Source organism: Bradyrhizobium sp. SZCCHNS2022 (assembly GCF_032377575.1).
In the GTDB taxonomy this organism is placed as follows: Bacteria; Pseudomonadota; Alphaproteobacteria; order Rhizobiales; family Xanthobacteraceae; genus Bradyrhizobium; species Bradyrhizobium aeschynomenes.
Window position 1 is genome coordinate 496,415 of record NZ_JAUHHZ010000001.1, and the last position, 23,438, is coordinate 519,852.

At 66.1% G+C, this 23,438-nt stretch carries 20 protein-coding genes; 9 read left to right on the forward strand and 11 right to left on the reverse strand.

From position 1 onward, the window contains the following. Nucleotides 1-52 precede the first annotated feature (52 nt). Nucleotides 53-1,162: an excisionase family DNA-binding protein gene (locus QXZ94_RS02175; RefSeq protein ID WP_315719034.1), complete on the reverse strand. Its 1,110-nt coding sequence runs from the start codon at nt 1,160-1,162 to the stop codon at nt 53-55. Nucleotides 1,163-1,434: 272 nt separating this feature from the next. Between QXZ94_RS02175 and QXZ94_RS02180 the strand changes: the two genes are divergently transcribed. Both QXZ94_RS02180 and QXZ94_RS02185 read left to right on the forward strand, forming a co-directional pair. Continuing rightward, complete coding sequence (locus tag QXZ94_RS02180) at nt 1,435-3,036, forward strand: GMC family oxidoreductase (RefSeq protein WP_315719035.1); 1,602 nt, start codon at nt 1,435-1,437, stop codon at nt 3,034-3,036. A 120-nt stretch (nt 3,037-3,156) separates the two neighbouring features. Then, nucleotides 3,157-3,357: a hypothetical protein gene (locus QXZ94_RS02185; RefSeq protein ID WP_315719036.1), complete on the forward strand. Its 201-nt coding sequence runs from the start codon at nt 3,157-3,159 to the stop codon at nt 3,355-3,357. Nucleotides 3,358-3,393: 36 nt separating this feature from the next. On the opposite strand, the gene QXZ94_RS02190 is transcribed toward QXZ94_RS02185, so the two are convergent. Beyond that, complete coding sequence (locus QXZ94_RS02190) at nt 3,394-4,920, reverse strand: serine aminopeptidase domain-containing protein (protein ID WP_409998726.1); 1,527 nt, start codon at nt 4,918-4,920, stop codon at nt 3,394-3,396. A gap of 165 nt (nt 4,921-5,085) precedes the next feature. Between QXZ94_RS02190 and QXZ94_RS02195 the strand changes: the two genes are divergently transcribed. The 3 genes from QXZ94_RS02195 (at nt 5,086) to QXZ94_RS02205 (ending at nt 7,529) form a co-directional block, all read left to right on the forward strand. Beyond that, on the forward strand, nt 5,086-5,805 hold the full coding sequence (locus tag QXZ94_RS02195; RefSeq protein ID WP_315719038.1) for a RibD family protein: 720 nt from the start codon (nt 5,086-5,088) through the stop codon (nt 5,803-5,805). Next, complete coding sequence (locus QXZ94_RS02200; RefSeq protein WP_315719039.1) at nt 5,798-7,075, forward strand: NAD(P)/FAD-dependent oxidoreductase; 1,278 nt, start codon at nt 5,798-5,800, stop codon at nt 7,073-7,075. The genes QXZ94_RS02195 and QXZ94_RS02200 overlap by 8 nt, the downstream gene beginning before the upstream one ends. A gap of 67 nt (nt 7,076-7,142) precedes the next feature. Beyond that, nucleotides 7,143-7,529 (forward strand): VOC family protein, encoded by a 387-nt coding sequence (locus QXZ94_RS02205; RefSeq protein ID WP_315719040.1) that lies wholly within the window; start codon nt 7,143-7,145, stop codon nt 7,527-7,529. A gap of 12 nt (nt 7,530-7,541) precedes the next feature. Here the strand turns inward: QXZ94_RS02205 and QXZ94_RS02210 are convergent, their stop codons facing one another. After that, nucleotides 7,542-8,474, reverse strand: coding sequence for a LysR family transcriptional regulator (locus QXZ94_RS02210; protein WP_172111847.1), 933 nt, complete (start codon nt 8,472-8,474; stop codon nt 7,542-7,544). A 123-nt stretch (nt 8,475-8,597) separates the two neighbouring features. Here QXZ94_RS02210 and QXZ94_RS02215 point away from each other — a divergent pair, with 123 nt between their 5' ends. Together QXZ94_RS02215 and QXZ94_RS02220 are read left to right on the forward strand one after the other, a co-directional pair. Beyond that, on the forward strand, nt 8,598-8,951 hold the full coding sequence (locus QXZ94_RS02215) for a protocatechuate 4,5-dioxygenase subunit alpha (RefSeq protein WP_315719041.1): 354 nt from the start codon (nt 8,598-8,600) through the stop codon (nt 8,949-8,951). Nucleotides 8,952-8,956: 5 nt separating this feature from the next. Continuing rightward, nucleotides 8,957-9,793: a class III extradiol dioxygenase family protein gene (locus QXZ94_RS02220; protein WP_315719042.1), complete on the forward strand. Its 837-nt coding sequence runs from the start codon at nt 8,957-8,959 to the stop codon at nt 9,791-9,793. A gap of 383 nt (nt 9,794-10,176) precedes the next feature. Here QXZ94_RS02220 and QXZ94_RS02225 read toward each other — a convergent pair whose 3' ends face one another. The 5 genes from QXZ94_RS02225 to QXZ94_RS02245 form a co-directional block, all read right to left on the reverse strand. Further along, nucleotides 10,177-10,479, reverse strand: coding sequence for a DUF3861 domain-containing protein (locus QXZ94_RS02225; RefSeq protein WP_315719043.1), 303 nt, complete (start codon nt 10,477-10,479; stop codon nt 10,177-10,179). Nucleotides 10,480-10,506: 27 nt separating this feature from the next. Beyond that, nucleotides 10,507-11,199, reverse strand: a complete 693-nt coding sequence (locus QXZ94_RS02230; protein WP_315719044.1) for a PadR family transcriptional regulator — start codon at nt 11,197-11,199, stop codon at nt 10,507-10,509. A gap of 113 nt (nt 11,200-11,312) precedes the next feature. After that, nucleotides 11,313-14,390: an efflux RND transporter permease subunit gene (locus QXZ94_RS02235; protein ID WP_315719045.1), complete on the reverse strand. Its 3,078-nt coding sequence runs from the start codon at nt 14,388-14,390 to the stop codon at nt 11,313-11,315. Between the two features lie 26 nt (nt 14,391-14,416). After that, the gene (locus QXZ94_RS02240) at nt 14,417-15,532 is read right to left on the reverse strand and encodes an efflux RND transporter periplasmic adaptor subunit (RefSeq protein WP_315719046.1); all 1,116 of its coding nucleotides are present in this window, start codon (nt 15,530-15,532) and stop codon (nt 14,417-14,419) included. Further along, nucleotides 15,532-17,112: an efflux transporter outer membrane subunit gene (locus QXZ94_RS02245; RefSeq protein WP_315719047.1), complete on the reverse strand. Its 1,581-nt coding sequence runs from the start codon at nt 17,110-17,112 to the stop codon at nt 15,532-15,534. Before QXZ94_RS02245 ends, QXZ94_RS02240 begins: the two co-directional genes overlap by 1 nt. An 84-nt stretch (nt 17,113-17,196) precedes the next feature. Here QXZ94_RS02245 and QXZ94_RS02250 point away from each other — a divergent pair, with 84 nt between their 5' ends. After that, entirely contained in the window at nt 17,197-17,925 is a 729-nt protein-coding gene (locus tag QXZ94_RS02250; RefSeq protein ID WP_315719048.1) for a TetR/AcrR family transcriptional regulator, read from the forward strand. Here QXZ94_RS02250 and QXZ94_RS02255 read toward each other — a convergent pair whose 3' ends face one another. The 3 genes from QXZ94_RS02255 to QXZ94_RS02265 form a co-directional block, all read right to left on the reverse strand. After that, nucleotides 17,926-18,843 (reverse strand): PepSY-associated TM helix domain-containing protein, encoded by a 918-nt coding sequence (locus QXZ94_RS02255; protein WP_315719049.1) that lies wholly within the window; start codon nt 18,841-18,843, stop codon nt 17,926-17,928. A 247-nt stretch (nt 18,844-19,090) separates the two neighbouring features. Continuing rightward, nucleotides 19,091-20,404 (reverse strand): C4-dicarboxylate transporter DctA, encoded by a 1,314-nt coding sequence (gene dctA / locus QXZ94_RS02260; protein ID WP_315719050.1) that lies wholly within the window; start codon nt 20,402-20,404, stop codon nt 19,091-19,093. Nucleotides 20,405-20,450: 46 nt separating this feature from the next. Further along, complete coding sequence (locus tag QXZ94_RS02265) at nt 20,451-21,419, reverse strand: amidohydrolase family protein (protein WP_315719051.1); 969 nt, start codon at nt 21,417-21,419, stop codon at nt 20,451-20,453. Between the two features lie 538 nt (nt 21,420-21,957). Here QXZ94_RS02265 and QXZ94_RS02270 point away from each other — a divergent pair. After that, nucleotides 21,958-23,190: an acetyl-CoA C-acetyltransferase gene (locus tag QXZ94_RS02270; protein ID WP_315719052.1), complete on the forward strand. Its 1,233-nt coding sequence runs from the start codon at nt 21,958-21,960 to the stop codon at nt 23,188-23,190. Nucleotides 23,191-23,438 lie beyond the last annotated feature (248 nt).

Below are 23,438 nucleotides of genomic sequence, written 5' to 3' on the forward strand. Positions count from 1 at the left end.
AGGAGCGGCCGGGACGCGCGTCGTCGCGCAAACCGCACGCAGCGGCTCCCCGTCAGGATCGGTCGTGCTGCCGCTCGAGCGAGTCCAACGCCCAGCGCAATTGCCGGTCGGTGGCGCGCAGCCGAAGCTCGTCCGAGGCCAGCGCGGCCAGCGCGAGCAGCGTCTTTTCCTGCTCGGCATCGAGCCTGCGCGGTTCATAGTCGATGACGCACAGCGCCCCGATGGCGAAGCCGTCGGGATCGGTGACCGGCACGCCAGCGTAGAAGCGGAAATGCGGTGCGCCGGCGACGGCGGGGTTGGTGTCGAACGGGGCCTTGCGAGCCAGGTCGCTCACGGCGAACACACCCTTCTGCAGAATGGTGTGGTTGCAGAACGACCAGCTGCGCGGCGTCTCGATCATGTCCAGCCCGACGCGCGATTTGAACCATTGCCGGTCGTTGGTCAGCAGCGTCAACAGCGCGACCGGCGTCTTGAGATTGCGGCTCGCGAGCCAGGTCAGGCGGTCGAAGGCGTCCTCCGGCGCGGTGTCGACCAGGCCCGAGCGCTTCAGCGCTGCGAGACGCCGGCCTTCATTGGATGCGAGCGGGAACAGCGCGCCGTCCACCACGATGTCACGCGGCGCCTCCTTGTCCTGCAGCACGCCTTGCAGCGCAGCCGCCAATCGGTCGGGCGAGGTTACGGTCACCCGACGCAAGGCGGCGAGTTCGCCGCTCGCGATCACTTCCGGGCTCGCCGAAGCGAACACGGCGATCGAGCCGAACGCGGGATTCATGTCGATGTGCTTCAGGAATGCCAGCCGGTCGGCAGGAGCGTCCTCGAGGTCGACGATCACCGCGGCCGGCAGCCGTGCGCCGATGACGAAGGCCGCGGTGTTCGCATCCTCGTGGATCGCGACAGTGCATTCCGGCATCGCCGCCAGCATCGCTTCATAGGCCGCTCGGCGGGCCGGCGAGCACACGACGACGACGAGCGCGGAGTCCAGCACCGGGGCAGGCTTGGTGCGGGCGATCAGCGCTTCGACCTCGGTGCGGTAGACGCGGCGATGTCCGCCCGGCGTTTTCCACGAGGTCAGCGTGCCGCCCTCGATCAGCAATTGCGCTGTGCGCACTGAAATCCCCAGCAGCTTTGCTGCCTCGGATGTCGTCAGAACGTCCTTATCCATGGACCGCACCGTACCGGCTAGCCGCATCGTTTGCAGCCCCCGCTGAACGGCCCGCAGCCCCGCCCAGATCGCCGCATCGGCTGTTTCGGTTCAAGCGCATGTGCGTCCTCCCGATCACAAAGCAATTATATTTAGTGATATTGATATATTTGATTGAATTGATAATTCAATCCTCGCGGCACGGCATCGCGATACCGGAGTTCGATGCTGTCCACCCGCCAATGCACGCTTTGGCTGTGTTGAGTTCACTTCAGACGGAGAGGGAATAGAGGATGGCGAACAGGACCCGCGAAGCCGATCCGCAGCGGATCGCCACGGCAAGGCCTGACGAGAATTCAGGCCGATACGATTTCATCGTCTGCGGCGCCGGATCGTCGGGGTCCGTCGTGGCCGCACGGCTGGCCGACGATCCGGCCGTTCGCGTTCTGCTGCTCGAGGCCGGTGGCAGCGATGACGTTCCTGAAGTCATGACACCGGGGCAGTGGCCGCTGAATCTCGGCTCCGCCCGCGATTGGAACTTCAAGGCCGAGCCCAATCCGCAGCTGAACGGGCGGGCGATTCCGCTCAACATGGGCAAGGTGCTGGGTGGCGGCTCGAGCATCAACGTCATGGTGTGGGCGCGCGGCCATCGCAACGATTGGGAGCGTTTTGCCGCCGAGGCGCAGGATCCGGCGTGGGGCTACGAATCCGTGCTCCAGATCTATCGCCGCATCGAAAACTGGCAGGGCCCTCCCGATCCGCGCCGTCGCGGCACCGGTGGGCCTGTGCATGTGGGACCCGCGGCGAATCCGCAGCCGATCGCACTGACGATGATCGAGGCCGCGCAATCCCTCGGTCTGCCGGCGTTCGACAGTCCGAACGGCGCCATGATGGAGGGCAGAGGTGGGGCCGCCATCAACGACCTGATCATCAAGGACGGGCGCCGCTCGTCGATCTACCGGTCCTATGTGCACCCGCGTCTCGGGCAACCCAACCTCACGGTCCTGACGGAGACGATGGTCACGCGGCTGATCTTCGACGGCCGTTCCGTCGTCGGCGTGGAAGCGATGAAGGACTCGAAGCGGTGTTTGTTCATGGCCGATCGCGAGGTCGTGCTCTCGCTCGGCGCCATTCACACGCCGAAGGTTCTGATGCAATCCGGCATCGGTCCGGAGGACGAACTTCGGCCCCATGGCATTCCGGTGATCCAGCATCTGCCGGGCGTCGGCCGCAATCACCAGGACCACATCGCGTTCGCCTGCGTGTTCGAATATCGCGAGCCGCAGGGAGTCGGTCACGGCGGTTCGGAAGCCACGCTGTACTGGAAGAGCGATTCAGCCCTCGCTTGCCCCGACATGTTCCACTGTCAGGTCGAGTTTCCGGTGGTCAGCGCGGAGATCATGGGACCTGACGTTCCGGAGCATGGCTGGACGATGTTCGCAGGGCTTGCGCATCCGAAGAGCCGCGGCACGCTGCACCTGTCCGGACCGGCTCCGGACGATCCCATCCGGATCGAAGCGAACACGCTGTCGCATCCGGATGACCTCGCCGCGGCCTACGCCAACATCGAGCTGTGCCGCGCCTTGGGCGGCGACCCGGCCTTCAACAGGCTCGTGAAGCGCGAAGCCCTTCCCGGCAAACGTGACGCGGCCGCGCTGGAAAGCTTCGTGCGCAACGCCGCGGTCACGTACTGGCATCAGTCGTGCACGGCCAAGATGGGGCATGACGCGATGTCGGTGGTCGACGGCAGGCTGAAGGTCTACGGCGTCGACAGGCTGCGCATCGCCGATGCGTCGATCATGCCGGAGATCACCAGCGGCAACACGATGGCGCCGTGCGTCGTCATCGGCGAGCGCGCCGCAGACATCATCAAGGCGGCGCATGGCCTGAGTTAGTTCGGCAGACGGGCCCGTCGTGCCCCGGCGGGCCCGTCTGATCGCAATTTCATTCGCTCCGGGGCGGTAGGTGGCAGGCTCACCTCAGATCGCGGCCGGCAATTGTGAAGAGACGTTTTGATGACAAACGAGTTGATCCTGCTCGGCCTCCATGTCCGGCTCTGGCTCGACCTGCGCGTTGCACTCTATCTGCGTCGGCGCGCAGCGATGCTCCGGGCGCGCGACCGCGTGCCGTCGCGTGAAGAGCTTCGCCTCCTCGACGGGGGGAAAGTGCCGCTGTCCTCCGGCGCGCCAAGGCGGCTGGTGCTGGTTCTGATATGATTGCGAGCCTCGTTGTCGATGCGCTGCAGCGCCGGGCTAGCCCGGCGCGAACATCGGAAACGACACGCCGAGCGCCCACGCCAGGATCAGGCCGAGGCCGATGCCCGCGGCGGTGGGCGAACCGGACCTGCGGCCGACGCAGCCGCCGATCAGTCCGAACACGATGAAGAACAGCACGATGACGGGGATGATGATCAGCAGGAAGAACAGCCTGCGCAGATCGAGCGCGACCGCGCCGCCGAGCGAGGCCAGGAAGGCGGTTCTGATCCAGAGCGTACGCCACAGCGCGGCGTGGCCGCCCTGGTTGGCGATGCTGTCGGCGAGCATGGCAGGGATGGCGCCGACGGCGATGGCGGCGATGATCGGAAGCCGGGCGGGGATCGGCATGAAGGACGCGACATAGCGGTCGAGCGCGCCGCCGAATACGAGGATGCCATAGGCGGCGAGCGCGAGCGCAGCGAACCACGCCACGCGACCGAAGCGAACGCCGTACCAGCGCAGCAGCGCCAGCGACAGCGTGCCATACACGAACAGATGCACGGCGAGATAGTCCGCGACCAGCACCGGCAGGAAGCGTGTATTGACCAAGCGCAGCACCAGCGGCGTCAGCACTGCCGGAACCAGCGTGGCGATGGCCAGGCTGCGCGACGCCATCGGAGGCGGCTGCGCATCGCCGTTCGGCAGCAGCTCGGCGAGAGGCCACGCCAGCAGGACGATGCCGGCGAGCAGCAGCGCGATCGCGCCGCCCGTGGCGGCGACCGGGCCGGTGCTGGCGCGGCCGAACACCTGATCGAGCCAGTCGCGCGCCTCGCGCAGCGCCGTCGTCGAATACAGCACGCTGACATGCTCGACGTCGGGGGCGACGACGGCACGGCGCCGGTTGCCCGCGGCGGGATCACCCACGGTATCGCCTTCATGCGCGGCGGGATCGGCGAGCTGCAGGTTGCGCAATGCGTTGCGGCGGAGCGCGCCCTCCCATTCGCCGGTGATGACCAGCAAATTGCGCGGCGCGCTGGCCGTGACCGCCTCGGAGAACATCGAGATCGCCACCGTGGCCGAGATGCGCGGGTCGGCGATCGCCTGGCGCACGATGATGTCGGATGCCATCGAATGCCCGAGCAGCGCGACGCGGCCGTCGGCGCCCGGCAATGCCAAGGCGGTGTCGGTGACGCGGCCGATCTCGGCCATCAGCTTGCGCGTGGTGCCGTCGACGCGAGTGACGTCTCCGGACATCGGCGTCGGATTGCGGCCATGGCCTTCGAAGTCGAACGACACGGCGAGATAGCCGGCATGCGCCAAGGTCAGCGCATAGGCCTCCATGAACTGGCGCGACCCGGCGAAGCCGTGCGCGATCACGACCACCGGCGATGCGGTTGCCCCTTCGCGCCGGTAGACGGTGATCGGTGTCGTGCCGGCCTGGAACTGAGTGATGGTCACGCCGTCACGCGCGGCTTCGAGTCGCCATACCCCGGCGATGCAAAGGGCAAGCCCGGATAGCGCGGCCGCCAGCAATGCGACGTTCCGCATGCCGATGGCGTTTCGTCCGTGCCCCGCGCCGTGCATGATCTGCTCCGTTTCCCAGAATCTAGCGCATGGATCTGCGCCGTGACAGCGCCGGGGGCCGGTGACGGCAGCCAGCGCGGGCATGGCCGCCATCGAACGAAAATTGCGCCGCTTCGTTGACAAGCCCGCGGGAGCGATATTCGTTGAGCGCTGAGAGGAGTGCCCATGACACCGGACGTGATCTGCCTGATGGCCTCGAGCGTCGATGGCCGGACCTGGCCGAGCCGCTGGCGGCCGAAGGGCTCGGGCGACCTGTTCGAGCAGGTCCACGAGCAGCTCGGCGGCGATGCCTGGCTGATCGGCCGCGTCACCGGCCAGGAATTTGCCAAGGGCACAACCTATCCTGCGACGACCACCGAACGCTTCCCGCGCGAGAACTGGATCGCGAGGCGCGAGGCCAAGGCCTATGGCGTGGTGCTCGATGGCCAGGGCAAGATCTGCTGGGGGCGTTCCGACATCGGCGGCGATCCGATCGTCGTCGTGCTCACGGAAGCCGTATCGGATGCCCATCTCGCAGGTCTGCGCAGCGAGGGCGTCTCCTACATCTTCGCCGGCGAGACCTCGCTCGATCTGCCGCGCGTCCTCGACATCCTCTCGCGCGAGCTCGGCGTCAAGCGTCTGCTGCTCGAAGGGGGCGGCCATGTCAACGGCGCGTTCCTGCGCGCCGGGTTGGTCGACGAGCTCAATCTCGTGCTGTGTCCGGCCGTGGACGGTGCGAAGGGCTCGCCAATGGTGTTCGATTCCACGGAGGCCGAGTCCGACCAGCGCGCGCCCGTGACGGCGATGACGCTCGAAAGCACGACGGCACTGGAAGGCGGAGCGCTGTGGTTGCGCTACAAGATCACCAACTCCGCCGCCGTGCCGGCGCAGGCCAGCCATGGCTGAGAGACGCGATCACGTCATCATCGTCGGCGCCGGCGCCGCGGGACTGATGGCCGCGCGCGAGCTGTCGCGCGCCGGCCGCCGGGTGACGCTGCTGGAAGCGCGCGAGCGCTGCGGCGGCCGGATTCATCCGCTCAGCGAAGACGCGTTCGGATACAGGGCGGAGGCCGGCGCCGAGTTCATTCACGGTGACGCACCGGTCACCTATCGGCTGCTGGCCGAGGCCGGGCTCTCGGCGCAGCCGATCGAGGGTGCGCGCTGGCATGTCGCGAACGGAAGGTTCTCGCGCGGCGACCCTGCGGATGCGCAGATGGACCGGCTGCACGAGGTGCTGGCCAGGCTCGATGAAGACCTCACCGTCACCACGCTGCTCGCGCGTCATTTCGCGGGTCCCGAGTTTGCGGCGCTGCGCGATTCCGTGCTTGGGATGGTGCAGGGCTATGATGCCGCCGATCCCGATCGCGCCAGCGTGCTGGCGCTGCGCGAGGAGTGGATGGGCGGCGATCGCGGCGCGCAGACTCGCATCGTCGGGGGCTACGGCGCGCTGCTGGATCATCTCGTCGCCGAGTGCCGCGCGCGCGATGTGGTGTTTGCGTTCCAGTCGATCGTGACGGCGATCGAGAGCGCGGATGGTGGAGCGCTCGTCCGCTGTGCTGATGGCCAGACCTATCGCGGCGACGTCGTCATTCTCACCGTGCCGCTGCCGCTGTTATCGTCCATCACGCTGCCCGCGGCGATGCGCGCGCAGCTGGCGGCCTGCGCCGATATCGGCTTCGGCAATGTGATCAAGCTGCTGCTGCGCTTCGAGCGGCGCTGGTGGACGGCGATGCCGGCGCACGACCTGTCGGACATTCTGTTCGTGCTGTCGGACGCAGACGTGCCGGTGTGGTGGACGCAGCACCCGAGCGATCACGCCGTGCTGACCGGCTGGCGCGCCGGTCCGCCCACCCGTGCCTTCGAGGCGCTCGACCAGGCCGCGTTGATCGAAGCCGGACTCGTGGCGCTTGCCGATATTTTCGCGAAGCCCGTGACCGTTCTCAGGCAGGAACTGGCGGCAGCGCATGTCACCGATTGGAGCAAGGATCCGTTTGCCCGCGGCGCCTATTCCTACGCGACGCTCGCGACGCGTCAGGCGCAGGACGTGCTCGCGTCCTGGGACGGCGGCCCGGTGCTGATCTCCGGTGAGGCGTTGTATCAGGGACGGGACATGGGCACGGTCGAGGCAGCGCTGGCGAGTGGCCTGGCGACGGCGCGTCGCATCGTTGCGCGATGATTGCGTGACGTTGCGATCGCCGGACGGCCGCTTTATCGTTCGCGGATCACGGCACGAAAGGATCGTCATGCTCGACCACGTCGGTTTTCCCGTTTCCGATTTCGCGCGCGCCAAGGCGTTCTACGCCGCCGCGCTGGCGCCGCTCGGCTATGTGCTCATGATGGAGATCACCAACGAACAGACCGGAGGTCATGGCGAGCACGCCGGCTTCGGTGAGGGCCGGCCGGATTTCTGGATCGGCACCGGCGGGACGGCTGCGACCTCGACCCATGTCGCCTTCCACGCCAAGGATCGCGCGACGGTCGACGCGTTCTACCAGGCGGCGATCGCGGCGGGTGGAATTGACAACGGTGCGCCGGGACTGCGGCCGCACTATCACGCGACCTATTACGGCGCCTTCGTGCGCGATCCCGACGGCAACAATGTCGAGGCGGTCTGCCACGCGCCGGAGTGAGGCGCCCCCTGACTAGACCGTCACCGGCATGTGCTCGGCTGCGGCGGCGAGGCTCGGCGCCACCACGATCTCGAGCTGCTGGCGCAGCCAGCGATGCAGCGGGTCCTCGTGATGGCGCAGATGCCAGACCATGTACATCGGCATCGGCGGGCAGGGGACGGGCACTGGTGCAATGCTGAGGCCGCGCAGCATGTAGGCGCGCAGCAGGCTCGGCAGGGTCGCGATCATGCGGCTTCCGCGCAGGAACGGACCGATGCCGCCGAACCCCGGCACCTGCGCGGCGAAGCGCCTGACGAGGCCGCGCTCGGCCAGGACCTCGTCGATGTCGAGCCGCCGGCGCGGCTCGTAGACCACCGTCACATGTTCGCTGGCGAGATAGTCTTCAAGCGACTGTGGCGGCTCACGCTGGCCGGCGTCGTAGAACACCCGGTAGCTGTCCTCGAACAGCCGCTTCTGCAGAATGTCGCTGCCCTCGGGCGGGCGCGGCGTGATGATCAGCTGGCAGTGCTCCTCGCGCAGCATTTCCGGCGTCGGCGCGCCCGAAGGGATCACGCGCAGGCTGAGGCCGGGGGCTTGCGCCCGCGCATAGCGGAGCAGGGAGGGGAGCAGCAGGTCGCGTTGCAGGTCGTTGGCGGCGATCGTCACCTGCGCGGAGATCTTGGCCGGCTCGAACGCAGCGGCGTGCGAGAAGCTCCGGAGGTCGTCGAGCAGGGCACGGGCGCGGAGCGCGAGCAACTGCGCATGCGCCGTCGGCACGATGCCGCGGCCGGATTTGACGAACAGCGGATCGCCGGTGATGGCCCGCAATTTGTCGAGCAGATGGCTGACGGCCGACTGCGTCACGCCGAGCCGGTGCGCGGCGCGCGTCACCGAGCCCTCCTCGGTTACGGCGAGCAGCAGCTGCAGCAGATGGCCGTCGAGGTCCAAATGATCGAATTGGCTCATGGATCAGATCGGGCGGGCGGCCTTTATCGGCGGTGTCTTCGGGCGATACTGGCGGGCATGGAACGCGCCGCGTTTGATCCAGATCAAATGCGGCCGGTCAGAACGCTTTCAGGGGAGGTTACAATGTCCGCCACATCGGCCCGGCAGCCCGTGCCCGGCACCACCATCTTCGACGGCGAGCAGGCCCGCAAGGGCTATGCGCTCAACAAGATGTGCTACTCGTTCAACGACGCCGCCAACCGCAAGGCCTTCGTCGCCGACGAGGACGGCTATTGCGCGAAGTACGGCCTCAATGCGCAGCAGCGCGCGGCGATCAAGAACCGCAACGTGCTCGAGCTGATCGAGGCCGGCGGCAACGCCTATTACCTCGCCAAGTTCGCCGGCATCTTCGGGCTCGACATGCAGGACATCGGTGCGCAGCAGACCGGGCTGACCAAGGACCAGTTCAAGGCCAAGCTTCTGGCGGCGAGGGGGTAACCATCATGGCGAAGATCGTAGGCGCAATCACCACCTCCCACGTCCCGGCCATCGGCGGCGCCATCGCCAAGGGGCTGCAGCAGGATCCGTATTGGAAGCCGTTCTTCGACGGTTTTCCGCATGTGCGCGAATGGCTCGCCAAGGTGAAGCCCGACGTGGTCGTGCTGGTCTACAACGACCACGGCCTCAACTTCTTCCTCGACAAGATGCCGACCTTCGCGATCGGCGCGGCTGATGCCTACAGCAATGCCGACGAAGGCTGGGGCATCCCGCAGACCGCGCCGTTCAAGGGCGACAGCGAATTGTCCTGGCACCTGATCGAGCATCTGGTGAAGGAGGATTTCGATCTCGTGACCTGTCAGGAGATGACGGTCGATCACGCCTTCACCCTGCCGATGGCGCTGTGCTGGCCCGACCAGAAATGGCCGGTGCGCGTCGTGCCGGTAGTGGTCAATACCGTGCAGGCGCCGCTGCCCTCGGCTGCGCGGTGCTACAAGCTCGGCCAGGCGCTGGCGCGGGCGATTCAGGCCTGGCCGAAGGACGAGCGCGTCGTGGTGATGGGCACCGGCGGCCTGTCGCATCAGCTCGACGGCGAGCGGGCCGGCTTCATCAACAAGGACTTCGACGAGAAGTTCATGGCCAGCATGGTCGATGATCCCGCCTGGGCCACCAAGTACTCGACCACCGAGCTGGTCGAGCTGTCGGGCACGCAGGGCGTCGAGCTGCTGAACTGGATGGTCGCGCGCGGCACCCTGCCGGAGAAGGTCCGCAAGGAGCATTCCAACTACCACATCCCGATCTCCAATACGGCGACGGGGTTGATGGTGCTGGAGCCGGTGTAGCGGCGGCGTGTTGATCGGAGTGCGATGACTGACATCTGCTCCGACAACGACCATCACGCGGTATGGGTCCCGGCTCAAGGCCGGGACGACAGCGGTGGATTGGGTCCGGTCTCGTGCCACATCACAAGGGATCGCGGATGGGTTTGGCACGGACCGTGCCCAATCCCGGCGGTGTGGCACGATTGCGCCACATCACCGGTGTCGTCCCGGCGAACGCCGGGACCCATACCGCGGATGCTATCGAGGGACGTTGCTGTTAGTTGCCTGCTTTGATTGATGCCACCCGTGCGGCTGCCCCTCACCCCGACCCTCTCCCCGTGAAGAACGGGGAGAGGGAGGGCACCTTTCGTGGGGAGCGACAAGCGCGCCTCGACGCGCAGTCCTCAAGCCTCCGCCTCCCGCGCCTTCGCGCCTGACTTCAGCTTGGTCATGAACGCCTTGAACGCCGGGCCGAAGTCGGCGAACAGCGGCTCGCCGCGGTGGTTGAGCATCACGCCGCCGAGCAGTTTGAGACCGGTGACGAAGGCCTTGCTCTCATTGTGGTCGAACAAGCCGCGGCGCTGGACGCGGGCGACGATCTCGTTGAGATCGTCGTGGCTGGTGAAGGTGAAGTCGTAGCTCGGACCGACGGCGCCGTCGCGGCGCGGGTCGATGTCGGTCACCTCGATGGCGTAGGCGTGGGGCATGTCGATGCTCCTTTCAGTGTCTGAGTGTCAGGTCGCGGCGTCGTCGTCGCCCTCAATCTCGGCGATGGCGCGGGTGAGGATGCTGCTGACGCGCTTCGACTCCTCGTCGCTCCAGCCGCGCCGGTGCATCTTGAGCGCCATCTTCAGCGTCTGAACCGCTTGCATCACCTGTTCAGACGGACGCATGCCACCCATCGAACGAGCCAGGATGCGCAGGCGGCTGAGCAGGCCGTCGATGGCCGCAGCGTCATCCTTGAGAGCCTGGCGGCCAGCCTCGGTGATCGCGAACAGCTTCTTGCCGCCCTCGGCCGAAGCGGCTTCGATCTGGCCCATGTCCTCGAGCAGGCTGAGGATCGGGTAGACCGAGCCGGGGCTCGGCGAATAGGCGCCGCCGACGAGCTCTTCGACCGCCTTGATCAGCTCATAGCCATGGCGTGGCTTCTCGCCGATCAACCACAGCAGCAGGCTGCGCAGGTCACCGGGACCGAAGACACGGCCGCCGCCGCCACGCCCGAATTCCTCGCGGCCGCCGCGGCGACCACGTTCGAACAGGCCTGGTCCGCGCGGACCGAAGCCGCCGCCGCGCCCGCCCATGCGGATCTCGTCGGAAGCCTCGTCGAAGCCGTGATGCCCATGGTGACGTCCACGATGGCCCCAGCCGCGCTCCTGGCGGTCGTCATCGCAGCGCGAGCGGTCGAATGTCCAACGATGATGTCTCATACGATATGATCTCCGTTTCGTACGAACGATATATCGTTTCACTGCATCGTTTGTCAATGATGATCGATGTAACTCCCTGACTCAGCCATCAACATCCTGATCTTACTAGATTTTCAAGGCACGGCCGGCGCCTCTCCACCATGTGCCGCCACCTGGTGGGCTGTGCCTCGATGGGCGATCAGCGCATAAGCGACGGGAACCACAAACAGCGTGAACAGGGTGCCGATGGCGAGCCCGGTGGCGATGACGAGGCCCATGTTGAAGCGCGACACCGCGCCGGCGCCGCTCGCGGTGATCAGCGGGATGACGCCGAGCACCATCGCCGCCGTCGTCATCAGGATCGGCCGCAGGCGGACGGTGGCGGCCTCGATGATCGCCTCGGTGCGGTCCTTGCCGTGCTCGCGCAGCTCGTTGGCGACCTCGACCATCAGGATGCCGTGCTTGCTGACGAGGCCCATCAGCGTGACGAGGCCGACCTGGGTGTAGATGTTGATGCTGGCGCCGCCGATGCCGAGGCTGATGAAGAGCAGCGCGCCGGCCAGCGACATCGGCACCGAGACCAGGATGATGATCGGATCGACGAAGCTGTTGAACAAGGCGGCGAGCGCCAGGAAGATGATGATCAGCGCGAACACGAAGGTGGTGACGAAACCGCCGGACTCCTTCTCCAGCTGCCGCGACGCGCCGCCATAATCGATCGAATAGCCCGACGGCAGCGAGGTCGCGATCTCCTTCAACGCGGCAAGCGCATCGCCCATCGCCACGCCGGGCATCGCCACGCCGGAGATCGTCGCGGCGTTGATCTGCTGGAAGTGGTTGAGCGACTCGGGGATCGTCTTGTGCTCGAGCCGGGCCACCGTCGAGAGCGGCACCATGGCGTTGCCGCTGGTGCGGATCGAGTAGTCGAGCAGCTGGTTGTCGGTCAGGCGGTCGTTCTGCCGGACCTGCGGGATCACCTTGTAGGAGCGTCCCTCCAGGCTGAAATAATCCAGATAGTTGCCGCCCAGCATCGTCGCCAGCGCGCCGCCGAGATCGCTCATCTTGAGGCCGAGATCGCCGGCCTTGTCACGATCGAACACGACGGTCGTCTGCGGCTTGTCGATCTTCAGGTCGGTGTCGAGGAAGATGAACTTGCCGCTCGCCAGGGCCTTGTTCATGAATTCGCGCGACACGTCGTTGAGCTCGGAGAACGATCCGGTGGTGCCGATCACGAACTGGATCGGCAGGCCGTTGCTGCCCGGCAGCGGTGCGGGCTGGAACGCGACCGAGCGGGCGCCGGCGATGCCGTTCAGCATCTGCTGGAATTCCGGCTGCAGGGTCTTGGTCGTCGCCTTGCGCTGATCCCAGGGCTTCAGGACCCAGCCGCCGATCGCCTGCGTCGGGGTGTCGATCTGGAACACGGTGCGGGTCTCCGGACGCTGCGCAATCAGGCCGAACAGCTGCTGGCCGTAGAACTCGCGCTGCTCGAGCGTGGCCGAAGGCGCCGAGTTGGTCAGCGACAGCACGATGCCCTGGTCCTCGTCCGGCGCGAGCTCGCTGGTCGAACTGACATAGAGCCAGGGGATCATGGCCAGCAGCAGGAGCGCGAACACGACGACCACCGGTTTGGTCGTGAACACGCTTTCGAGCGAGCGGCGGTAACCGCGCGCGAGCCGCTCGAGCACGTGGTCGATGGCGCGGACCAGCCGCGCTTCCAGCGTCGTCGACTCGCGCTCGGTCCGGCGCAGCAGCCAGGCGCAGTTCATCGGCGACAAGGTGAGTGCGATCACCGCCGAGACCGTGACGGCGCCGGCCAGGGTGAAGGCGAACTCGGTGAACAGCGCGCCGGTCAGGCCACCCTGGAAGCCGACGGGCACATAGACCGCGATCAGCACCACGGTCATCGCGATGATCGGGCTCGCCAGCGCCCGCGCCGACTGGATCGCGGCCTCGACCGGCGAGACGCCCTCGTCGATCAGGCGATGGACCGCCTCGACGACGATGATGGCGTCGTCGACGACGAGGCCGATCGCGAGCACCAGCGCCAGCAGGGTCAGCAGGTTGATCGAGAAGCCCATCAGCAGCATCAGGCCGAAGGTGCCGATCAGCGACAGCGGGATCGCGATCACCGGGATCAGCACCGAGCGCCACGACCCCAGGAACATGAATACGACGACGATCACGATGCCGATGGCCTCGACAAGCGTATGGATCACCTCGTCGATCGACGAGTTCACGAAGTCGGTCGAGTCGTACAGGATCTCGCTGCTGATGCCGTTCGGCAGCTGGCGTTGGAGCTCCGGATAGACGGCCTTCACGCCGTTGATGACGTCGAGCAGATTGGCGGTCGGCGCCACCTGGATGCCGACATAGACCGCGGTGCGGCCGTTGAACCGCGTCGCGCTGTCGTAGTCGTCGTTGCCGAGCGTGACGTTCGCGACATCGCGCAAGCGGATGATGGCGCCGTTGACCTGCTTGACGACGAGGTTGCGGTATTGCTCCAGCGAGTGGAGATTGGTGGCCGCCGCGAGGTCGACCTGCACCAGCCGGCCCTTCGTCGTTCCGAGCCCGGAGATGTAGTCGTTGCCCGACAGCGCCGTCGAGACGTCGGTCGCTGTCAGGCCGTAGGCGGCGAGCTTGTCGGGATCGAGCCAGGCGCGCAGCGCGAATTTCTTGGCGCCGAGCAGCTCTGCCGTCTGCACGCCGGACACGGCCTGCAGCTTCGGCTGCACCACGCGCGTGAGATAATCGGTGATCTGGTTCGGCGCCAGAACCTCGCTGGCGAAGCCGATATACATCGAATCAATGGTCTGGCCGACCTTCAGGGTCAGGGTCGGCTGCTGCGTGCCGGTCGGCAGCTGGTTCAGCACCGAGTTCACCTTGGCGTTGATCTCGGTCATCGCCTTGCCGGAATCATAGTTGAGCCGCAGGTTCACCGTGATCGTGCTGCTGCCGGTGACGCTGGTCGAGGTCATGTAGTCGATGCCGTTGGCCTGGGCGATCGCGTTCTCCAGCGGCGTCGTGATGAAGCCGGCGATGATGTCGCTGTCGGCGCCGGCATAAGCCGTGCTCACCGTGACGATCGCGTTCTGCGTGCGCGGATATTGCAGAATGGCGAGCGTCGTCATCGAGCGCAGGCCGAGCACGAGGATCAGCGCGCTGACCACGAGCGCCAGCACCGGCCGGCGGATGAAGATGTCTGTGAATCGCATGGATGATGGCTCAGGGCTGGACGGGTCTATTGATCGACGACATCAGGCGCGGCTTCGGCGACCGGCACGTGCGAATTGTCGACCTTGACCGGGCTGCCGTTGCGCAGCTTGATCTGCCCCGCGATCACCACCGTCTCGCCCGGCTTGACGCCGTCGGTGATCGCGATCCGGTCGCCCTTTGCCGGCTTGCTCTTGACGAACATCTGCCGCGCCTTGCCCTGACCGTCCTTGAGATCGTCGACGACGTAGACGAGGTCGCCATAGGGATTGCTGACAACGGCCGTGAGCGGAACGTTGACGAGCTGCTCGGGCTTGCCGATGGCGATCTCGACCTTGGCGAACATGCCCGGCAGCAGCCGCGCGGACTCGTTGTGCAGGGTAGCGCGGACCTGAACGTTGCGGCTCGAGGAATCGACCTTGGCGTTGATCGCCGAGATCTGACCGGTGAAGCGTTCGCCGGGGAAGGCATCGACGACGACGTCGACGTTCTGGCCGATGCGGATGTCAGCGAGCGATTGCTGCGGCAGATAGAAGTCGACGAAGATCGGATCGAGACTCTGCAAGGTTACGATGGACGTGCCCGCACTGAGGAACTGGCCGAGATCGACGGCGCGGATGCCGAGCCGGCCGGCGAAGGGGGCCTTCAACGTCTTCTGCTCGACGATCGCCTTCTGCTGCGCCACCAGGGCCTGCGCGTTCTTCAGATTGGCGCGGTCGGTGTCGAGGGTGGCCTGGCTCACCGCATTGAACTTGATCTGCTCCTCGTCGCGCTTGACGACGATGCCGTAGTTCTCCGCCGTTGCCTGCAGCGACTGCAGCTTGGCGACGTCATCGGTGGCAACGAGCTGCAGCAATTGCTGGCCCGCTTCGACCGTGTCGCCGGAGTTGAACTGGATGCTCTGAACGATGCCTGCGGCCTGCAGCGCCAGATCGGCGCCGTTGACGGCGCGCAGCGAGCCGATCGCGGTGAGGCCGGTGCGCCACGGCGCGCTCTGCGCGACCACTGTCGAGACCGTCTGCGGTGGGTTCGCCATGGCGCCAATGGCCTTGGCGATCATGACGCCCTTGAAGGTTTGAAAGCCGTAGAGGCCGCCGAACAGAACGGCCATCGCGGCCAGCATGATCGTCATGCGCTTCTTCATTACATTGCTTCCTGGGTCGTGCGATTGGGGCCGGCGAAATAGCCGGGATTGGCACGCGGCAGCGCCGCCGGGGTCTCGTCCTGGCGATTCCACCAGCCGCCGCCGAGCGCCTGGAACAAGGCCGCGGTGTCGGTGAAGCGCGTGGCTTGCGACTTGATGCGGGAGACGCGCGCGTTGAGATAGGATTGCTGCGCCGTGATGACGTTGGCGTAGGGCACGGCTCCGCTCTTGAACTGCTCGATCGCCATGGCGAGGCTGTCGGCGGTGGCCTTCTCGGCGGCGGCCTGGGCCCTCAAGGCCTCGGCGTCGTACTGGATGGCGCGCAGCGAGTCGGAGACGTTCTGGAACGCAGTGATGACCGTGCTCTTGTAGAGCGACAGGTCCTGCTCGAATGTCGCGACATTCGCCTCCTTGGTGTGATAGAGCGCGCCGCCGTCGATCAGCTTCTGGCTGACGCTGGAGGCTGCGTCCCACACGATCGTCGTCGGCGAGAACAGCCGTTCCGATCCGCTCGCGCCGTAGCTGCCTGACAAGGTCAGCTGCGGCAGCAGATTGGCAATGCCGACGCCGACCGTTGCGGTGGCCTGGTGCAAGGTCGCCTCGGCTTGCCTTATGTCCGGACGCTGACGAACGAGCGAGGAGGGCAGCGACACCGGCAGCTTGCGCGGCAGCTTCAGCTCCGCCAACGTCACGTGCTCGCCGCGGTCCTGGTTCGGCAGCCGGCCGAGATAGGCCATCAGCTGATTGCGCTGCTGCGCCAGTTGCTTCTGCAGCGGCGCCAAGGTGGCCTTGGCCTGCGCCAGGGTCGCCTCCTGGGACAGCACGTCGGACTTGGAGATGGCGCCGACATCGAACTGACGCTGGATGCGGCCGAGCTGATCGGTTTCGGCCTTGATGATCTCTTCCGTCGCCGCGATCTGGTCGCGCAGCGAGGCGTCGGTGATCGCAGCCGTGACGACATTGGCGGTCAGCGCCAGATTGGTCGCCTCCATCTTGAACGCCTGATAGTCGGCCTGCGCCTGCAGCGCCTCGACCTGGCGTCGTGTGCCGCCCCACAGATCGAGCGCATAGCTGACGCTCACCGAGGCACCGTAGAGCGTGTAGAGCGAGGTTTGGCCGGGCCACTGTCCCTGCTGCGTGCTGGACGCCTGCGTGCGCTCGGCCGATCCGCTCGCGCTGACTTGCGGAAACAGCGCGCCTTGTTGTGAGAGCGCATTCTCGCGTGCGGCGCGCAGCGCGAACTGAGCCGCCTCGACGTCCGGGTGGTTGCGAATCGCCTCCTCGACGAAGGCGTTGATCTGCCGGGAATGAAACAGCGCCCACCATGTGCCGGGCAGGTCGTTTCCGGGAGCGAAGCTCTGCGCATTGCCGCCGGGCGTGGTGGCGCTCGCCGTTGCTGCGAGGCGCCGCTCGGCGACGTAGCCGGTCGCGGCCGGCGCATCGGGCGACATGAAGTCGGGCCCCATGGCGCAGGATGCAAGCAGCACACTACAGCCGACGACGCCGAGCGGCGCAGAAGCTGCGCCACGTCTCAGGATAGGCCCCCGCAAGACCTGAAACATCCGGACATGATTCTTCATAAAACTAAACCGTTTCGTTCTTCTTGAGGGAACATGCGGCGCGTGTCAGGCTTGAGTCAAGTCACGTTGATGATAGGGAGAAGCATGGTCACATCTTCTTCGCATGCAGCGCCATCACCTGCAGTCGCAGGCTCTGCGCGCACGGAGCGCAAGCACGCGCAGATTCTCGCGAGCGCGCGGACGCTGTTCATGGCGGGCGGCTTCGACACCACCAGCGTGGATGCGATCGCGCGCCATGCCGGCGTGTCGAAGGCGACGGTCTACGGTCATTTCGCCGACAAGGACGCGCTGCTGCTCGCTTTGGTCGAGGCGGATTGCCGAAGCATGGGTGAGCAGCTGTGGATCCGGGACGGGCGGCCCATCGATCTCGAGCGCGACCTGCGCCAGATCGCACGCCGCTTCCTGGCGATGTTTCTCGACGGCCGGGGGCTGGCGATGCACCGGCTCGTGATGTCCTGCGCCTCGCGTTATCCGGCGATTGCCGAAGCGTTCATGACAGCGGGGCCGGACCGCTGCGAGGTGGAGGTCGCGGCGTTTCTACGCGCGGCGGAGGCGCAGGGGCTGATCGATGTCCCCAATGCCAGGCTCGCCGCCACGCAATTCCTCACCTTGATCCAGGGCCGGCTGCCGCTGACATGGGCGCTGTCCATGAAGGCACCGAGCGCGGCCGTGTACCGCGCCCAGATCGAGGGCGGAATCAAGGTGTTCATCGCGGCCTATGGACGGACAGGAGCGGGACCAAAGCGGCGGACGGGCGCCGTCTCGACCTCCGCCGCGCGGCGTCCGCTTGGAACGGCCGCCAGACGGCCGTGATCAGGAGATCGCGGATGACGCGACGGCCGGCTTGGCCGATGCGTCTCTTGTCCGCTTCGGCCGCCGAAGCCGGCGCTGCGTCCAGATCAGCACGCCGGTGACCAGCAGCGTGAGCAGCACGACCGAGATCAGCACGTTGGCGGCACTGCCGATCAGCGACCAATTGCCTTCGTGCAGCAGCCGCACCCAGTTGCGCGGCAGCGCAGAGAGACCGTCCGCGGTGACGGCGTAGGCGCGCAACTCGTCGCCCTCGATGATCCGCGCCAACATCCGCCCGCCGCGATTGCCGATCATGTTGACGGTGGCGAGGTCATGATCCTTGGCGACGATGCTGACCGCCTCCGGCAGGGTGATCCGCTTGGTCGCCGCCGACGGCGTGCTGAAGAAGCTGTTGCTGGGATCGAGCAGGAGCCCGGTCAGCGGGCTCAGCAGGATCAGCGGCAGCGTGAACCACGCCGCGCCCTTGTGCCAGCCGGAGAGCGTGTTGCGCAGCCGCGGCAGCCCCATCAGGATGCCGATGATCATGATGACGATCATGCCGATGGTGGAGACCGTCGTGAGGCCCTCGATCCCGATCAGGTGCTCATGGGTCATGCGGGCCCACTGAAACACGCTTCCCGTGACGGGCTTGTCTGCCACCGCACCCGTGGTCATGTCGAGCTCGGTGCCGGGCCGACCCTGCAGGGTCAGATGCTGTGTCGCCGGATTGAGGGAGATGCCGCGCGCCTTGCCTTCAGGATCATATTGCTTGATCAGCGCGACGACGCGCGCCGGATCGACACTTCCGGGCTTCACCGCCGCGACCTGGGCGATCGGCTCGAAGGAGAGAATCAGGCCGGTGACGATGATCACGAGCAGCGGCAGCGCGAAGGCCAGGCTGATCCAGCGGTGAAGTTTGAGCAGCAGCTGTTTGTTCATGATCGTCTCCGAATGACCGTCCGGCACATGGCGTGATGCGTCGGGACTGTTGTCCCCGGGCGTTCGCTCATCGACCATGTCCGATCGTTTCTCGCTGAGCGGCGGTGCAATCTGCATCCACCGCTTCGCCGCTACTTATTAGCTGAGCGTGCCGGTCGAACGAAGAACAGAACTATTAATTTTAGGTCATGCGCCATTTGACCGGCATCAATGCGGCGAGAGCAGCGTCGTGCCTGCGCCGATGATTTCAATTTGCAACAATTGCCGTCTCGTCGCCATCGAGCGTCTGCTTCAAGCGCGTCGTATCCAGCGCGTTCTCCCACCTCGCGATCACGATGGTCGCCACTGCGTTGCCGATCAGGTTGGTCGGCGTCAGCCCCTGCGACATCAGGCGATGAATGCCGAGCACCAGCGCGACGCTGGCGACGGGGATGGTGCCGGTGGCCGCGAGCGTTGCGGCCAGCACGACGAAGGCGGCGCCGGCGATGCCCGCTGCACCTTTGGACGTCACCAGCAGAATCAGCAGCAGCCCGATCTGATGGCCGATGTCCAACTGGGTGTTGGTGGCCTGCGCCAGGAAGACCGCGGCAGTGGCGAGGTAGAGGCAGGTGCCGTCGAGATTGAATGAATAGCCGGTCGGGATCACCAGCCCGACGATGCTGCGCTCACAGCCTGCGGCCTCCATCTTGGCCAGCATCCGCGGCAAGACCGTCTCGGACGAGGTGGTCGCGATGCAGACCAGCACTTCGTCGCGGAGGTAGCGGATCAGCTTCCAGAGGCTGAACCCGGTGAAGGCGGCGATGGGACCGAGCACCCCGGCGATGAAGATCAGGCAGGTCAGATAGAAGCTGCCGAGCAGCAGGCCGAGCTTCGCCAGTGAACCGATGCCGAACTTGCCGACGGTAAACGCAATGGCGCCGAAGGCGCCGAGCGGCGCTGCCCACATCACGATCCTGACCACGCCGAAGATCATCTGTCCGGCGACCTCGATCACGTCGGTCGCCGGCTTGGCGCGATCACCGAGCCAGATCAAAGCAAAGCCTGACATGACCGAGATGAACAGCACCTGCAGGATGTTGCCTTCCGCGAACGCGCCGACGAAGGTTTGCGGGATGATGTTGAGCAGGAACGGCACCAGGCCGACGGCCGCGGTCTGCTTGACGTAGGGCTCGATGACCGCGGAGTTGATCGTGGCCGGGTCGATGTTCATCCCGGCGCCGGGCTGGAAGAGATTGACTGCGGCGAGCCCGATGATCAGCGCGAGCGTCGTGATCACCTCGAAATAGACCAGCGCCTTGATCGCGACGCGGCCCACCTTGGCCATGTCCGCCATGTGGGCGATGCCGTTCACCACCGTGCAGAAGATGATCGGCGCGATCAGCATCCGGATCGCCTTGATGAAGGCATCGCCGAGCGGCTGCATCTGCGCGCCGAGATCCGGCTTCACCGCGCCGAGCAGGATGCCCGCAGCCATCGCGATCATGACCTGGACCCACAACTCCTTCCACCAGGCGCGGCGGCTGCCTGCTTTGCTGTCGGCGGCGAGGGTCGTGGCAGTCATGATCGGTCCTGTCGATGAGGGGCTTGAAGCTGGAGCCGGTTGTGACTCAGCTCCTGGGCTCGAACTTGAACAGCCGTTCGGGATTGCTGACAAGCAGCTTTCGCTGAACGGCGGCGTCCGGGGCGTACAGCGGGATCAGATCGACCAGATCACCGTCATTGGGCATGATCTTGACGTTCGGGTGCGGCCAGTCGGTGCCCCAGATGACGCGATCCGGCGCGTTGTCGATCAGCTTCCGGGCGAACGGCACGGCGTCGTGGAACGGTGCACCGGCGGAAGCGCGCTCCGGACCGGTGATCTTGACCCAGCACCTGTCGTCGCCGGCCTGCAGGTCGAGCAGCGCCTTGAACTCCGCGTCGTCGATGCCTTTCGCGGCGCTGATCGTACCCATGTGGTCGATCACATACGTCACCGGCAGCGCCTTCAGGATCGGCACGAACTCCTGGATCGTGCCGGCCTCGAGGTAGATGTCGACATGCCAGCCGATCGCCGCGACACGGTCGACCAGCGTGCGAAACACCTTCATGTCACCAACCCCGCCGAGCCGGCGCAGGAAGGCAAACCGACAGGCGCAGATGCCGGCCTTGCCGAGCGCTGCAAGGTCGGCCTCCGACATCGCCGCATTGATGTTGGCGACGCCCTTGTAATTGCCGTTGCTCTGCGCAATCGCGTCGGTGACGACGCGATTGTCGGTGCCGTGGACCGTAGCATTGACGATGACCGCGCGCTCGACCCCAATCTTCGCATGCAGCGCTCGGAACATCTCCAGCGACGCATCGGGCGGGGTGTAGGGACGGGTCGGCGAGAACGGGTAGGTCGATGCCGGCCCGAAGATGTGGGTGTGGGTGTCGACGCTGCCCGGCGGCGCCTTGAAGCTCGGGGTCTTGGTGGCAGGATCGGGGCCCGCAATGGTGGGGATCTTGGCCTCCTCGGCAGCAAGTGGCGCGGGGACCGTGCCGAGCACGGTGGCCGTACCCAGTCCGGCCATGGTGGCCAGCAGATCTCGTCGCAACATCGCAGTGTCCTTCCCTAGAAATCATCGACGTCACGGGCAGACGTCGCCTGCCGCCGGTCGCTTTCGTGTTCGCTATCTTCACGCCGCCGCGCCCGATCCGGCGCCTTAGGGTGTCGGTGTTTGCAGCGGCCGATCACGTTGATCCGATCCGTTCCAGGCGCGAAGATCTGGCAGCCTTCGGAATATGACAAGAAGCATTGGGCGAACGGTCAGTTCTCTTGGTTGGACAATGCTCTGTAGCCAGATCGGCAAGGCGGCGGGCACGGCGGTTCGAGGTGCATTGCAGCGCATGCGCGCGAGCGCAGGCGGCGCTTCGACCAATCTGCTGGAACGGGCTTCCATCGCGCAGCGCCGCTGGATTGTTCGCACGGCGGAAAGGCAAGTTGCATCAACGCTATGGTGTGCGTTCTGGTCATGCGCCGGCAGCCTGAAGCGGCGTTGTGGGGACCGCACGCGCAATGCTATGCGATCACAAAGGCCGTCGTGCCGGTGCTGTGCGGCGGCCAAACCAACGGCAACATCGGGCAAAGGAAACACCATGGTCGACGCGCTCATCATCGACGCTTGCAGGACCCCGCGCGGCATCGGCAAGGCGGGCAAGGGCGCGCTCGCCGGGCTGCATCCCCAGCACCTCGGCGCCACCGTGCTGCGCGCGCTGGCCGACCGGACCGGCATCAACACCGCCGATGTCGACGACATCATCTGGGGCTGCTCGTCGCAGCGCGGCCCCCAGAGCGGCGACCTCGGCCGCATGTCGGCACTCGATGCCGGCTACGACATCCGCGCCTCCGGCGTCACGCTCGACCGCTTCTGCGGCTCCGGCATCACCAGCGTCAACATCGCAGCAAGCTCGATCATGGCGGGACAAGAGGATCTCGTCATCGCCGGCGGCTGCGAGATGATGTCGATGGAGGGCCGGCGCGGCGAGGGGCCGCTGATGATGGATGCCGGCAATCTGCATCTGCGCGCGCTGCATCCGCAGTCGCATCAGGGCGTCTGCGCCGATGCCATTGCCACCATGGAAGGCATCACCCGCGCCGACGTCGACGCTCTCGGGCTGGAGAGCCAGAAGCGTGCGGCCGCGGCGATCCAGGCCGGGCATTTCAACAAGAGCCTGGTGCCGGTCCATCGCGACGACGGCAGCCTGGCGCTCGACCACGAGGAGTATCCACGGCCGCAGACCACCGCCGAGGCGCTGGCCGGGCTGAAGCCGGCGTTCCCGGCGGTCGCCGATTATGCGCTCGACGACAAGGGCACCACCTATCGGGGTCTGATCCTGCAGCGCTATCCCGGCCTCGAGATCGAGTTCATGCACCACGCCGGCAATTCCTCCGGCGTGGTCGATGGCTCGGCTGCGATCCTCCTGGCATCGCCATCCTACGCCAGGGCGCACGGCCTCAAGCCCCGCGCGCGCGTCGTGGCGATGGCCAATATGGGCGATGATCCGACGCTGATGCTGAACGCGCCGGTGCCGGCGACCCGCAAGGTGCTGGCCAAGGCCGGGCTCACGCTGGACGACATCGACCTGTTTGAGATCAACGAGGCGTTCGCGGTCGTGGCCGAGAAGTACATCCGTGACCTCAAGCTCGATCGCGCCAAGGTCAATGTGAACGGCGGCTCGATCGCGCTGGGGCATCCGATCGGCGCCACCGGTTCGATCCTGATCGGCACCTTGCTGGACGAATTGGAGCGGCGTGATCTCAAGCGCGGCCTGGTCACGATGTGCGCGGCCGGCGGCATGGCCCCGGCGATCATCATCGAGCGGGTGTGAGGCGGCTGGTCTCATCTGCATGATCTCATCTTGCAGTCCGTGCGCCCGCTGCGACCGCTCCGCAGCGGGCGCTGACGTTTTGGAGTTTGCGACTTTCGCCGCTGGGCGCCGTTGTTGTTTCGCTCCTCCCGGGCGGGCCGTGGCGGTTCCACTTTCCGGACCGGTCAACCACGTTTCGACTGGAAAGGAATTCGCGCTTGTTCCGCTAGTTGCGACAGGTTATTGCCACCGAGAGGCCTCATCTTAGA

What these genes read in the sequence shown, in the direction of transcription:
- QXZ94_RS02180 (WP_315719035.1), top strand. Translation starts at nt 1,435, where the DNA reads ATGGCGAACAGGACCCGCGAAGCCGATCCGCAGCGGATCGCCACGGCA.
- dctA (WP_315719050.1), bottom strand. Translation starts at nt 20,404, where the DNA reads ATGACTGCCACGACCCTCGCCGCCGACAGCAAAGCAGGCAGCCGCCGC.
- QXZ94_RS02220 (WP_315719042.1), top strand. Translation starts at nt 8,957, where the DNA reads ATGGCGAAGATCGTAGGCGCAATCACCACCTCCCACGTCCCGGCCATC.
- QXZ94_RS02255 (WP_315719049.1), bottom strand. Translation starts at nt 18,843, where the DNA reads ATGAACAAACAGCTGCTGCTCAAACTTCACCGCTGGATCAGCCTGGCC.
- QXZ94_RS02210 (WP_172111847.1), bottom strand. Translation starts at nt 8,474, where the DNA reads ATGAGCCAATTCGATCATTTGGACCTCGACGGCCATCTGCTGCAGCTG.
- QXZ94_RS02175 (WP_315719034.1), bottom strand. Translation starts at nt 1,162, where the DNA reads ATGGATAAGGACGTTCTGACGACATCCGAGGCAGCAAAGCTGCTGGGG.
- QXZ94_RS02195 (WP_315719038.1), top strand. Translation starts at nt 5,086, where the DNA reads ATGACACCGGACGTGATCTGCCTGATGGCCTCGAGCGTCGATGGCCGG.
- QXZ94_RS02250 (WP_315719048.1), top strand. Translation starts at nt 17,197, where the DNA reads ATGGTCACATCTTCTTCGCATGCAGCGCCATCACCTGCAGTCGCAGGC.
- QXZ94_RS02185 (WP_315719036.1), top strand. Translation starts at nt 3,157, where the DNA reads ATGACAAACGAGTTGATCCTGCTCGGCCTCCATGTCCGGCTCTGGCTC.
- QXZ94_RS02265 (WP_315719051.1), bottom strand. Translation starts at nt 21,419, where the DNA reads ATGTTGCGACGAGATCTGCTGGCCACCATGGCCGGACTGGGTACGGCC.
- QXZ94_RS02225 (WP_315719043.1), bottom strand. Translation starts at nt 10,479, where the DNA reads ATGCCCCACGCCTACGCCATCGAGGTGACCGACATCGACCCGCGCCGC.
- QXZ94_RS02200 (WP_315719039.1), top strand. Translation starts at nt 5,798, where the DNA reads ATGGCTGAGAGACGCGATCACGTCATCATCGTCGGCGCCGGCGCCGCG.
- QXZ94_RS02205 (WP_315719040.1), top strand. Translation starts at nt 7,143, where the DNA reads ATGCTCGACCACGTCGGTTTTCCCGTTTCCGATTTCGCGCGCGCCAAG.
- QXZ94_RS02240 (WP_315719046.1), bottom strand. Translation starts at nt 15,532, where the DNA reads ATGAAGAAGCGCATGACGATCATGCTGGCCGCGATGGCCGTTCTGTTC.
- QXZ94_RS02270 (WP_315719052.1), top strand. Translation starts at nt 21,958, where the DNA reads ATGGTCGACGCGCTCATCATCGACGCTTGCAGGACCCCGCGCGGCATC.
- QXZ94_RS02190 (WP_409998726.1), bottom strand. Translation starts at nt 4,920, where the DNA reads ATGCACGGCGCGGGGCACGGACGAAACGCCATCGGCATGCGGAACGTC.
- QXZ94_RS02230 (WP_315719044.1), bottom strand. Translation starts at nt 11,199, where the DNA reads ATGAGACATCATCGTTGGACATTCGACCGCTCGCGCTGCGATGACGAC.
- QXZ94_RS02215 (WP_315719041.1), top strand. Translation starts at nt 8,598, where the DNA reads ATGTCCGCCACATCGGCCCGGCAGCCCGTGCCCGGCACCACCATCTTC.
- QXZ94_RS02245 (WP_315719047.1), bottom strand. Translation starts at nt 17,112, where the DNA reads ATGAAGAATCATGTCCGGATGTTTCAGGTCTTGCGGGGGCCTATCCTG.
- QXZ94_RS02235 (WP_315719045.1), bottom strand. Translation starts at nt 14,390, where the DNA reads ATGCGATTCACAGACATCTTCATCCGCCGGCCGGTGCTGGCGCTCGTG.